General features: G+C 42.9%; 10 protein-coding genes and 1 tRNA gene. 6 read left to right on the top strand and 5 right to left on the bottom strand.

Features of this window, described 5'->3' with window-relative positions:
- Positions 1-52: 52 nt before the first annotated feature.
- Both AAHN97_RS19015 and AAHN97_RS19020 read right to left on the bottom strand, forming a co-directional pair.
- Positions 53-661 carry a hypothetical protein gene (locus AAHN97_RS19015; protein ID WP_343303653.1) on the bottom strand — a complete coding sequence of 203 codons (609 nt, stop codon included), beginning with the start codon at positions 659-661 and terminating at the stop codon, positions 53-55.
- Between the two features lie 168 nt (positions 662-829).
- Positions 830-903: transfer RNA gene (locus AAHN97_RS19020), tRNA-Asp, on the bottom strand.
- 208 nt (positions 904-1,111) lie between these two features.
- On the opposite strand from AAHN97_RS19020, the gene AAHN97_RS19025 reads away from it, so the two are divergent.
- Together AAHN97_RS19025 and AAHN97_RS19030 are read left to right on the top strand one after the other, a co-directional pair.
- Positions 1,112-1,288 (top strand): hypothetical protein, encoded by a 177-nt coding sequence (locus AAHN97_RS19025; protein WP_343303654.1) that lies wholly within the window; start codon positions 1,112-1,114, stop codon positions 1,286-1,288.
- Between the two features lie 280 nt (positions 1,289-1,568).
- Positions 1,569-4,013 carry a hypothetical protein gene (locus AAHN97_RS19030; protein ID WP_343303655.1) on the top strand — a complete coding sequence of 815 codons (2,445 nt, stop codon included), beginning with the start codon at positions 1,569-1,571 and terminating at the stop codon, positions 4,011-4,013.
- On the opposite strand, the gene AAHN97_RS19035 is transcribed toward AAHN97_RS19030, so the two are convergent.
- A complete protein-coding gene (locus AAHN97_RS19035; protein WP_343303656.1) occupies positions 4,010-4,894 on the bottom strand; it encodes an AraC family transcriptional regulator in 885 nt (294 codons plus the stop codon). The genes AAHN97_RS19030 and AAHN97_RS19035 overlap by 4 nt on opposite strands.
- 114 nt (positions 4,895-5,008) lie before the next feature.
- Here AAHN97_RS19035 and AAHN97_RS19040 point away from each other — a divergent pair, with 114 nt between their 5' ends.
- From AAHN97_RS19040 to AAHN97_RS19050, 3 genes are all read left to right on the top strand, one after another.
- On the top strand, positions 5,009-5,827 hold the full coding sequence (locus AAHN97_RS19040) for a phytanoyl-CoA dioxygenase family protein (protein WP_343303657.1): 819 nt from the start codon (positions 5,009-5,011) through the stop codon (positions 5,825-5,827).
- 53 nt (positions 5,828-5,880) lie between these two features.
- Positions 5,881-6,528 carry an ankyrin repeat domain-containing protein gene (locus AAHN97_RS19045; protein WP_343303658.1) on the top strand — a complete coding sequence of 216 codons (648 nt, stop codon included), beginning with the start codon at positions 5,881-5,883 and terminating at the stop codon, positions 6,526-6,528.
- Positions 6,529-6,599: 71 nt separating this feature from the next.
- On the top strand, positions 6,600-6,881 hold the full coding sequence (locus tag AAHN97_RS19050; RefSeq protein ID WP_343303659.1) for a hypothetical protein: 282 nt from the start codon (positions 6,600-6,602) through the stop codon (positions 6,879-6,881).
- On the opposite strand, the gene AAHN97_RS19055 is transcribed toward AAHN97_RS19050, so the two are convergent.
- The gene (locus tag AAHN97_RS19055; protein WP_343303660.1) at positions 6,878-7,243 is read right to left on the bottom strand and encodes an iron chaperone; all 366 of its coding nucleotides are present in this window, start codon (positions 7,241-7,243) and stop codon (positions 6,878-6,880) included. The genes AAHN97_RS19050 and AAHN97_RS19055 overlap by 4 nt on opposite strands.
- Before the next feature lie 174 nt (positions 7,244-7,417).
- On the opposite strand from AAHN97_RS19055, the gene AAHN97_RS19060 reads away from it, so the two are divergent.
- Entirely contained in the window at positions 7,418-9,739 is a 2,322-nt protein-coding gene (locus AAHN97_RS19060; RefSeq protein ID WP_343303661.1) for a glycoside hydrolase family 95 protein, read from the top strand.
- Between the two features lie 14 nt (positions 9,740-9,753).
- Here the strand turns inward: AAHN97_RS19060 and AAHN97_RS19065 are convergent, their stop codons facing one another.
- The gene (locus tag AAHN97_RS19065) at positions 9,754-11,931 is read right to left on the bottom strand and encodes an alpha-galactosidase (protein ID WP_343303662.1); all 2,178 of its coding nucleotides are present in this window, start codon (positions 11,929-11,931) and stop codon (positions 9,754-9,756) included.
- Positions 11,932-11,945: the final 14 nt, after the last annotated feature.

The raw sequence follows: 11,945 nt of genomic DNA on the forward strand, positions 1-11,945 counted from the left end.
TAAAAAAAGCGCCTCTGTTTCCGGAGGCGCTTTTTTTATTAGTATGTTTCGTTTATTTAACCGCTTTTGCGATCTTTTTACCTACTTCTTTACCGGCCTTGGCATAACATTCCTTGATGCTGTTGGTGGGGTCAAAATCCCAGTCGCTGCCTCCCATTAAAACACCGTTCGCCTTCAATTCACCTTTTGCTTTTACTGTTCCGGTAGCTATTTCTACAATACTGATCTCAAAAACACATTTCGGATTTCTTTTCATTACAACTGCATTCCATCCCGGATCTGTGTTCACTGTTTTTACATACACTGTATACTTTGCACCATCCTGATTTTTTGCAATCACACCACCATTGGCTTTAAATACATATTTACTGATCAGCTCTTCGAACATAGGTTCATAGGTCAGCGCACGGGCATTGATCCATTTTTCTGCCCAGCGTTCACCTTTACCTGGTTGTTTTTCGTTGAACTTGGCAATTTTTTCCTTTTTGTATGTTTCTTCCTTAGCATCTGCCACCATCATATTATCATAATTGTATTCAATGTTGAATTTGGTTTGCCCATCAAGAAATGAAAGATCTGCTTTCTCAAAATCCTGGGCTTTCAGGTCAACAGTAAACATAGCAGCAGATAAAAGCAATAAGCTGGCTTTAAAGAACTTCATAGGGATATAGAATTTTTAGGTTTATAATGAGGAGTTAAAAGTAATAAATTATATTAATATAATAGTAATATTATATTTTATTATAAGTCAGGGCAATATGGGGAAGTTGTTTTCTGAAGGGCTTTCTAAACGAAAAAAGCGAAAAGGAACAATCCTTTTCGCTTTCTGCGGACCGGACGGGACTCGAACCCGCGACCTCCGCCGTGACAGGGCGGCATTCTAACCAACTGAACTACCGATCCTCAATATCAGCGGGCTTTTAAGACCTGCTGTTATTCCTTTGAGGGGCTGCAAATATAGAAATTTTAATCTCAAACCTCCAAATATTTCTGCTAAAAAATCTGATATTCTAAGGCTAAAGATTACCCAATGCATTTATTTTCCTATAAAGTAAAAATAATTCCTATTAAGAAATATTTGCTATTTTGATGAGGGAAAATATACTATAACATGAAGATAATCAGATTAGTCTGCCTGGCAGCCGTTTTAATGAATTTCTCCATTCAGTACGCCTTTTCGCAGAAACGGGTTGTTATTATTGGCCTTGACGGCTTCAGTGTTGATGAATTTAAAACAGCCAGGCACCAGTATGGAAGAAATGCAGGTACCGTGAGGCCCGGGAATTAAAAAATCCGGCATAACAGGTATGTATAATAGCAATAAGAATACAGCAATGGTAATTGCCAAGTTATTTGGTGTGAAAGAAAAAGATCTGCCCAAATGCCGGACAGGCAGCATACCTGATGGCATATTCTTGAAGAAGAAATGATTGTTTGGACATGTATAATATTTTCGTAGGACAGGATCGGTTATGAATTATAAATAAATGCGCAAATATCAGAAAGTGCAAAGAAAACGCTCTTTCCGCAAAACCAATTCATTTAGATTTGAAGGATAATCCTAACTGATGGCCAGATTCATCCTGATCCTTTCCACGATATTATTCCTTTTTCATGCAACGGGAAAAGGACAGCATAAAACCATTACCCTCACTGTTCCTGATAAGAAACTTTCCATTACGATCGATTATTCCAATGGCTGTATGATTAAGCAGCTGAATATAAAAGGCAAAAATACCTTGTCTCCCTCCGGCATCTATACAGGTATCCGTACCCAAAGTGGTAGCTCCTCTTCTCTCAACTCCTCCAGCAATATCAAAGTGATCAAAAATGCAGGGACTGTGACTATTAGCGGAATAAACTACAGTACCATAAAAGAAGAATGGGTCTTCAAAATAAAGGGAGATAAAATACAATGGAACATTATAAGGGAATATAATCAGGCTGCTACACTGGAAGAGATGGCATTCCCTCAATGGAACTTCTCCGGCCTGGATGTCTGGAAAGGGGGTATTATGGATAACGGAGGTATGGTCTGGTGTAAGTATCTCAAAGAAATAAATGATACTTATGGTGTTCATACCGGAGGTGTTACTTTCTGGAATACAATATCAGGAGATGCACTCCGCATCACTGCAGCATCCAACAGCAAGATCGCAGCTAAATACTCTCACAGCCCTCAAAATGAATTTACCTTCACGCAATTAGTTACTGACTCCTCATTGCAGCAACGTTATAATTTAAGCCGTTATGTGGCTAAAAAGGCAGATGTATTTGCTCCTTTTGAAGTGAGGAAGGGAAAAGTAACCGCCAGTTATGAATTACAGTATGTGGATTATAACAAACAATATTCAAGAGGAACACTTCCCGGCATTGATGCAGTAGCGGTAAGAGAGTTGTTGAATACAACCGGCCGGTATGGCGTGGTAGATAATAACATTGTAGGGGCAAATGGCTGGCTTACCAATTGGAAATGCCTTCACGAACCATTCTTCGCCCAGATCGGAACAGCGTTGAATGATGAAAACTATACTAGGAATATGTCCGCAACATTAGACCAGGAACGTGATCTGGCCATGCTGAAAAATGGCCGTGTGCTCTCCCGCTGGCATAATGTACCAGGAGATGAAATACGCGGAACCTATAATGCCCAAACCGGATACTACGAAGCCGTGTGGGGATACACCATCGACTCCCAAACCGGTTATGTGATCAACACCAGCGAGCAATTTGATCTCAATGGTGATACTAACTGGCTTCGCTCCCACCAACTAAGTTGCGAAAAAGCATTGGACTGGCTTATTCAACGCGACTCCAACAACAACGGCATCTTTGAAATGATGAATGATGGCATCACAGACAAAAAGGCCAGCGACTGGATAGATATTGTATGGGCAAGTTTTGAGAATTCTTTTGTGAATGCGCAGCTATACGAAGCTTTAACGCTCTGGTCTTCATGTGAAAAGATACTGGGCAACCAGGAGAAAGCAGAACACTATGCAGCAATAGCCTGGCGGTTAAAAACCGCCTTTAACAAACCGGTAGAAGAAGGCGGTTTCTGGTCAGAAGCCAAACAGCAATATGTATACTGGAGGGATAAAGATGGTTCCGTTCATGGCGACAACCTAGTTACCCCTGTTAATTTTGCAGCTATTGCATTCGGTATCTGCCATGATCCCCAACGGATCGCTATGGTGCTTGAGCAGATAGAGAAAAGAACCGCAGCTGAAAAACTCTTTCACTGGCCTTTGTGTTTTGATTCCTTCAAAAGAGAAGAAGTGCATAGCAACAACTGGCCTTTCCCTAAATACGAAAACGGGGATATATTTCCTACCTGGGGATATCTTGGGGTGAGGGCTTATACCAGGCATAACAAAGACATTGCCCTTAAATACATCCGCAACATCCTTGAACAGTATAAGAAGGATGGCCTCTCTTCACAACGGTACAGCAGGGTTACACAACTGGGATTAGGAGATGATATCCTCGCAGGCATCTGCACCAGCATAACAGCGCTTTACACAGACATCTACGGGATCCGCCCAAAATGGAACAGGATGGGCATTGAGCCGAATATGAGCAGCCCGCTGAATGGGGCCAAGTTCTCATATACCCTTCGCGATACAGTTTACAACCTGCAACTTAGTGAGAATGATTACCTGATGAGCACGAATAGTTTTTCAATCAAAAGCCCCGAAAGCTTTGGGGCAAGCAGGAAAGGGAATACACTTACCTATTATCCTCATAATAAAGAAACAAGGACGATTGCAATAAGCAGCTCTAACCCAGTTATTGCTATGGAAATTACTCCCTTGCGGTTAGATGCTTATTCATGGACCATTAAGTCCCCCGGCGATTATCAATTTATACTGAAAGGATTACCACCACGCTCAACCTTCCAGGTGTCTGTCAATAATGAAACTCAGCACATCTTTATAAAAGAAGATGGCATCCTTTCTATAAAAAGGAAATGTCAGCCCAATACCAGGTTTACTGTTGGAGACATACTTTAGGCACCTGCTGCGTCCCTATACTCTTTAGGAGACAATCCATTCTTTTTCTTGAACAAACGGGAGAAATAAAAGATAGAGCTAAAGCCTGTCTTAAATGCTACTTCATTAATGGTTAGGTTGGTAGATAAGATCAACTCCCTTGCCTTATCCAGTCTTAGATCCAGATGGTATTGATTAGGAGAAGTACCTGTTACCTCTTTGAACAGCTTTCTAAACTTCGAATAACCCATGGGCAATTCCTTCACCATTTCCTCCAGGCTGACCGGTGTTTCTATGGATTCCTGCAACAGGAATTTTGCTTTGGAGATTAATTTTGAGGAATGATCCTCTGCATCCGGCGTTTTGTATTTCGATATAGCATTCAGTACAGCCAGGATCTGTAGTGTAATACCTGTAACCGTCTGGCGGTAGCCTACTTCAGCCATTCTTACATGCCGTATCAGTGCATGAAAGAGCTGCAGTAATTCTTCATGAAGCCCTACATGCAGGCAAGGGTCTTCTGCAGCAAAAATCCCTTTCTGCATTAGCTCCGCAGGATAACTGCCATTGAACCCAACCCAATATTCTTCCCATCCTGAACGCGGATGTGGCTTATACCTGTGCCATACACCCGGATACAGAAAAAAACAGGAACCAGCCTTGATCGGGATCGGTTTTGTTTTCGCAGATTCCAGTACGCCTTCTCCCTTTGTGATATAAACGATGTAATAGCTATCCAGTATCCTTCCCTTATTCCAGGTAAAGGAGTGATCACTCGGATGCTCACGATTGTCCGGGTAATTTTTATTAGGACCTACCCTTGTAGCCCCCACGGTGTTGACGTAAAAGCCCCAGCTTTTTTCAAACCCCGAGATGTTCAGGTATTTATGATAGTTCTCCATAAGGCATGGACTTAAGATAGTAAAAAATATCAGAAAGGTAAAACACCGCTTGCTTTGGTAAAACCAGTAAACCGGGGCTTTGCCTAATTTTGATAATAATAAATTCCATGAACAATGAATACAACTATCACACCACAGCAAATTTCATCCTATCAGAATGATGGGTACATTGTTATTGAAAACTTCCTGAATGCGGAAGAACTGGAGACCTGGAGATCAGCAGTAACAGAAGCAGTGGAGCAAAGGAAAGGTCAGAAGATGCCCGGAAAAGCTATTAAAGCAGGAGAAGATGATGGTATAAATAATGATGCAGAATACTTCAATAAAGTATTTGATCAGATGATCAATCTATGGCAAACGAATGAAAAAGTTAAGCAACTCATGTTCGATCCCAGGATAGGAGAAATGGCTGCTAAGCTGGCAGGGGTTGATGGGATCCGGATCTGGCATGATCAGGCACTGATCAAAAAGCCCTGGGCGAATCCCACTTCCTGGCACCTGGATACACCTTTCTGGTCTTTTTCAGACAGGAGGGCTTTGTCCATCTGGGTAGCATTGGATGATGCCACACTTGAAAATGGTTGTTTATTCTTTATACCCGGCTCCCAAAAAGAAACCAGTTTTGATAATCCCGGCATTGGCAAAAACATGGATGCTATTTTTACTAACTATCCCTCCTTCCGCACTTCTAAATCTGTTGCTGCTCCCATGAAAGCTGGCAGTTGCTCTTTCCATAACGGATTAACTATTCACGGCGCACATGCAAATATGACCCCGGGACAGCGAAGAGCAATGACCTGTGCCTATATGCCGGACGGGAATACTTATAACGGGATACCGAATGTATTGCCTGATGAGTACATGAAAACCCTGAAAGTCGGGGACCCATTGGTAAATGAATTGCAGAACCCGTTGATCTATTCTTCCAAATAGTTTTTTAAGCTCCGGAGCCTTCCGGAGCTTATTTTTTTCGTAGCTTTAAGATAATGTCAGATATAGATCAGCAATTACTGGACGCTGCCCTGAAAGGCGATCTGGCCACCGTAGAAAAACTGGCTTCCCAGGGAGCCAATATTAACTACAGTGATCAATGGGGATACTGTGCTGTGTTTTCTGCCGCCTGGGAAGGTAATATTGAAGCGCTGGACCTATACTACAATTTAGGTGCTGATATAACCCTGGAAGATAATAACCTCCTTTGCAATGCCGCCTATAATGGCCAAACAGCATCCGTAAAATGGTTCCTGGAAAAAGGCGCAGACCCAAATTTCACTTTCGTTAATACTGGTGAGAATGCACTGCATTACACCATCTCCAAAACCAGCGAAATAGATCAAAGAACTGAAATTGTGAGGTTACTGGTGAATGCCGGCACAGATGTGAACAAAAAAACCATTAAAGGTGCGGAAACGCTTTGCTTCATGAGAGATGCTTTCCTGAAAGCTGAAACACCACTTCATAGAGCTGCGGCCTATGGGAACGTAGCCATTGTTAAATTGTTGATAGAAGCCGGTGCAGACCCATCCGTTAAAGATGCCAATGGAGACACCCCTATTTCCTGGGGCAGCTGGCATCTGAGAGACTCAGACGTATTGAAGCTACTGCTTTACGGCAATGTAGCTGGTATCGGGTAAACCGGCCCTGCGAGTTTCATCATCACGGACCCTGATGGTAATACGATCCTTTTAGATCAACATATTTAAATATGTCTCTCCGCACAGCATTTATCAAAGCTACCTGGCCTGGCTGGCCGGCTATTGTGCAACTACTCATTGAACGGGGCGCATACATTGATGTACCGGATAAGAATGGCAATACTCCATTAGCGTTGGCTGTAAAGGCCTGCGTAGATTCTTACTGGACGTACCGGCGTTCAACTGATTCAATAAAAGCCTTGCTGGATGCCGGAGCATCTCCTGCAAACATACCTTTACCTTCCGGCTACCCGGAGGCAGATGATCTGTTACGTGAAGCGTTGCAGCATTAAGCCTTTCCTTCGTTCTCCTTTTTCCTGTATGCAATGATCTTCTTTATCAGATCCAAAGGCAGTGGGTCTTGATTAGGAAACTGAATTGCGGATTTAGATACCTTATATCCTTTCAGTTCCTTTTCAAACGTTTTAAGCAGCTCAGCACTCCATGGACTGGATAAGGAAATATGTTTACTAGCTGCGGAATAATAGACCAGATAACCTTTATACTTAAAACAGGGGATCTGGTAACTTATCACTTCTTCAGCTTCGGGCACTACTTTGTGAACAATTTCACGAATGGATTGCATTCTTTGCTGTACTTCCGCCGGATGAACCTTATGATATTCATCAATTGTTTTATAATCCGTTTTTGCCATAGTGATATGTTTTGAGATAACAGATATAAGATACAACTAAAATTTCTTTCAGAGATGCTGTAAAGTTTTGCAGGACAAGGTCATTTTATCCATTATTTAACAAGTATAATCCATTGCACAGTCCGGTAATACAGGATATTTTTGAGTTCCATCATTTAAACTGAATCAAGTTCCATGTATAACCGCATTTTATTCATACTGTTGTCTTGCTTATCTGCATCTGTTCATGCACAGCAAAAGTCCTTAAAGTTATGGTATGATAAGCCGGCAAAATTATGGGAGGAAACTTTACCTCTTGGCAATGGCCGATTGGGAATGACCCCTGACGGCGGACTAACAAATGAAAAAATTGTGCTCAACGATATCACGCTCTGGTCAGGATCTGAGCAGGATGCAAATAATTATGAAGCTCACAAAAGCCTTCCGGCTATAAGAAAGTTGATCCTTGAAGGAAAAAATGATGAAGCACAGGAATTGGTAAACCGTGATTTTGTATGTAAAGGCCCCGGCTCCGGTGGCGCGCAGTGGGGAAAATACCAAACCCTGGGCGCTCTTGAGATCCATTATAACCATAAGGGCGGGGATGCCGTTCCGAAAGACTATAAACGCGAACTGTCCCTGGACAGCGCCATTGCCAGCTGCAGTTATACTTTGAACCAGGTAAAATATAAAAGGGAATATTTTAGCAGTTTTGATGATGATGTGGATATCATAAAGATCAGCTCAGACAAATCCGGGATGATCAATTGCAGGATCGTCATTAACCGTCCTGAAAAGTTTACTGTTAAAACTGAGGGTCAACAGTTGCAGATGTCGGGGCAGCTTGATAATGGAACGGATGGTAAGGGAATGCAATACCTGGCCAGGGTAAGTGTTAAGCTAAAGGGAGGAAACTTACGTTCAGATCAAAACTCCCTGATCATTAAAGACGCAACGGAACTGATCATTTATGTTTCAGCAGCCACTGACTTCAGAGGGAATGCATTTAAAGAAAAAACGCAGCAATATCTGACGGGGGCGATGAATAAGCCTTATGAAACACAGAAGGCCAGGCACATTGCCAGTTTCAGCAAACTGTTTAAAAGATTAAGCATCGATCTTGGATCTGGAAAAATAGAGGAGCAGCCCACCGATTCCCGTCTGGCGGCTTTTTACAAACGCTCTGAATTGGATCCGGGGATGGCCGCACTTTTTTTTCAGTATGGACGGTACCTTAGCATCAGCAGCACAAGGGTTGGCCTGCTCCCTCCAAACCTGCAGGGATTATGGGCTAAAGAGATTAACACACCCTGGAACGGAGATTACCATTTGGATGTGAACGTGCAGATGAACCATTGGCCTGTGGAAGTAGCTAATCTTTCAGAACTAAATCTTCCCCTCGCAGATCTGGTAAAGGGCCTGGTAAAACCTGGTGAAAGAACAGCAAAGGCATATTATAATGCTGAAGGCTGGATCGCCCATGTGATCACCAATGTATGGGGTTTTACAGAGCCGGGAGAAAGTGCATCCTGGGGAGCGGCCAATGCAGGTTCAGGCTGGTTGTGCAACAATCTTTGGGAACATTATGCTTTTAGCATGGATCTGAAGTACCTCAAAGAGATCTATCCGGTGTTAAAAGGGTCTGCGCTATTCTATAAAAATGCACAGGTTAAAGATCCTAAAACGGGCTGGATGCTGACCTCCCCTTCTGTATCTCCGGAGAATACTTTTTACCTGCCAAACGGAAAGACTGCCAGTATTTCCATGGGGCCAACTATCGACAATCAGATCATCAGAGAACTGTTTAACAATGTGATCACCGCTTCTACGGTTTTAGGCATCGATGCAGATTTCAGAAAAGAGCTGGAAAACCGATTGAAGCTGGTACCCCCTGCAGGCGTGATCAGTAAAGATGGCCGTATCCAGGAATGGATAGAGGATTATAAAGAAACAGATCCTCAGCATCGTCACATCTCCCACTTATATGGCCTGTATCCTGCCTCATTAATTACACCAACCCATACGCCGGCGCTGGCCCAGGCAGCCAGGAAAACCCTGGAAGTAAGAGGAGATGATGGCCCAAGCTGGACCATTGCATATAAATTATTGTTCTGGGCAAGACTTCAGGACGGCAACCGCGCTTTTAAACTTTTTAAAGAGCTGCTCAAACCTACCCTCAGGTTGGATATCAATTATGGAGCAGGCGGTGGAGTATACCCAAATATGTTGTCTGCCGGACCTCCATTTCAGATAGACGGAAACTTTGGTGCCGCTGCCGGCCTGGCCGAAATGCTGATACAAAGTCATGATGGCTTTATCGACCTGATCCCTGCATTGCCAGATGCATGGAAAGCCTATGGAAATGTAAAAGGTTTGAAAGCCCGTGGAAACTTCACTGTAGATATGAATTGGAAAGATGGAAAGATCATCACCTACAGGATCAGCTCAACAAAAGCAAAGAAAGTCAAAGTAAAAGTAAACGGGGAGATCAAAGAGGTCATTTCCAAAAGTAATTAGGTCTTATGCAAAACCTAATTACTTTCTATTTCCAATATCACACTGGTTCTGCCTGTATTTACATGAGGATTAAAACCTATGGTCATCAGGAATTCCCCGGTATATGTTTTGGCCGGATCTATTGTTGAGCTGGTTCCGGGATATACATTCAGTTCTTTGATGCGATAGTGTTTGGCTGGATCCAACCCCTTTAACCGAACAGGAAATTTACTGCCCTGATCGTAACGGTTATTCACCAGGAAATTGAACATGACGGCAGAAGTTTTCGCTGAGTTCACATACAGCATGGATGCCAGGCTGCTCTCTGTTGGATTAGCCAACCGGTATTGATCACCTTGCCAGATGATAGATTTGATGTTGTTATATGTTTTTACTGCCTGCTGCACATAATTCAGATCATTGCCGTTCAGATGCTTTATTACAATATCAAAACCCAACTTACCCATCATAGCCACATCCGTACGAAATTTAATGGGTTGTTTGCCCCAATCGGTCACATGGTTGGAAGATGTGATGGCCGGATAAAAATAGGAGTTCTGCCATTGGATAAAGATCCGTTCCAAAGGATCAGTATTGTCACTTGGCCAGAATTCCGTAAAGTATTTCAGGGCTGCATAATCTACACGGCCACCACCACCTGAGCAAAGCATCATGGGCACAGCCGGATATTTACTGCGTATCCTTTCCAGCACTTTATACAGACCGCGCATGTATTCAATATAAAAATGATCCTGGTTGCCCAAAGTGGCAGAATAAGCATTGTAGATGACTGCATTACAATCCCATTTGATATATGCAAGTTCTGGATTTTTGGTCAGCAGATCATTGACTACGCCGAACACAAAGTCCTGCACTTTAGGGTTGCTTAGGTCCAGTACAAGCTGGTTCCTGAAATAATATTCCTCGCGTTTGGGCTGCCTGATAACCCAATCAGGATGTTTTTCGTACAAATTACTTTTAGGGTTGACCATTTCAGGCTCAATCCAGATCCCGAATTTCACCCCATTGGCTTGTGCTTCCCTCACAAGAGAAGATATCCCGTTTGGCAGCTTGGCTTTATTTTCTTCCCAGTCGCCCAGGCCGGCAACATCGCCATTGCGCGGATACTTGTTGGCAAACCAGCCGTCATCCAGCAGAAACATATCCACGCCCAGCTTTTTGGTATCCTTCAGCAGTTCAAATAGTTTGCTTTCCGAAAAGTCGAAATAAGTGGCTTCCCAGTTATTCAGCAATGTGAGTCTTGTTCCTTTGCCATCCAGCAATTTATATTGCCTGGCCCAGTTGTGCATGTTCCTGCTTGCAGTACCTTTTCCGGTGCTGGACAAGGTGTATAGGAATGCCGGTGTCTCAAATTCTTCATTTGGCTTAAGCGTGTATACAGAAGCATAATTATTGATGCCCGAGATGATCTTTAGATTGTCCTGATAATCCAGCTCCAGGTCAGTCCTGAAATTCCCACTGTACTCCAGGGAACCATATAGTACAGTCCCTTCATCTTCTGTAGCAGGTTTATTCAATGACACCATAAATACCGATGGCATAAACAAATTTGTTCTTGTGCCAAGTTTACTGTCTAACGTTTTTATACCATGGGTAACTTTTGATTCCTCAGGCTGCATTTCTTTAGCCCAGTCTCCATGGTATTGTGTCAGCCAGAATCCGCCATCTGCTTTCAGGTATAAGTTGGCTGATGCATATTTGTGTAATAAAACATTCCCTTTTTCCCGATGTTTAACGATACTCCATTGCTCAACCACATCATCTCTGAAATAGGTTTTATAATAAAGCGTTACCTGGAAATCATAGACAGGATCTTTCAAAAGTACCGTAGTCAAAGACACATCGTCATCCACTTTTGTTACATGATGGCTCACGTACCGTAAGTCGAGCGAATTATTCCCATCTGCATGGCTGACACTTATCGCAGGTTCAAACAGGCTTTTAGACCCTGAAGTGGCATAGGCTGCATTCAGGCTACCAGTATAGTCTCCCGCCTGCTTGTAAGCAGCCGGAATGTGTGCATATTCTTCCGTGCCGGACAATTTCCTGCCAAAGTAAATAGTAGCGAGGTTCCTTTTGGCATCAGCCTGAAGTACCAGAGCATTATGCCTGGTCTCTATTGGAATGATAGTTTGACCAACACTCTGGAGTGTACATATCATCAATAAAGCTGCAGGGATAAATTGTTTCATGTAATTCATGTGGT

It is taken from the genome of Chitinophaga niabensis, from assembly GCF_039545795.1.
Taxonomy (GTDB): Bacteria; Bacteroidota; Bacteroidia; order Chitinophagales; family Chitinophagaceae; genus Chitinophaga; species Chitinophaga niabensis_B.

Excerpts from the sequence above, each read along its gene's own strand:
- AAHN97_RS19015 (WP_343303653.1), bottom strand. The coding sequence starts at position 661 with ATGAAGTTCTTTAAAGCCAGCTTATTGCTTTTATCTGCTGCTATGTTT.
- AAHN97_RS19025 (WP_343303654.1), top strand. The coding sequence starts at position 1,112 with ATGAAGATAATCAGATTAGTCTGCCTGGCAGCCGTTTTAATGAATTTC.
- AAHN97_RS19030 (WP_343303655.1), top strand. The coding sequence starts at position 1,569 with ATGGCCAGATTCATCCTGATCCTTTCCACGATATTATTCCTTTTTCAT.
- AAHN97_RS19035 (WP_343303656.1), bottom strand. The coding sequence starts at position 4,894 with ATGGAGAACTATCATAAATACCTGAACATCTCGGGGTTTGAAAAAAGC.
- AAHN97_RS19040 (WP_343303657.1), top strand. The coding sequence starts at position 5,009 with ATGAATACAACTATCACACCACAGCAAATTTCATCCTATCAGAATGAT.
- AAHN97_RS19045 (WP_343303658.1), top strand. The coding sequence starts at position 5,881 with ATGTCAGATATAGATCAGCAATTACTGGACGCTGCCCTGAAAGGCGAT.
- AAHN97_RS19050 (WP_343303659.1), top strand. The coding sequence starts at position 6,600 with ATGTCTCTCCGCACAGCATTTATCAAAGCTACCTGGCCTGGCTGGCCG.
- AAHN97_RS19055 (WP_343303660.1), bottom strand. The coding sequence starts at position 7,243 with ATGGCAAAAACGGATTATAAAACAATTGATGAATATCATAAGGTTCAT.
- AAHN97_RS19060 (WP_343303661.1), top strand. The coding sequence starts at position 7,418 with ATGTATAACCGCATTTTATTCATACTGTTGTCTTGCTTATCTGCATCT.
- AAHN97_RS19065 (WP_343303662.1), bottom strand. The coding sequence starts at position 11,931 with ATGAAACAATTTATCCCTGCAGCTTTATTGATGATATGTACACTCCAG.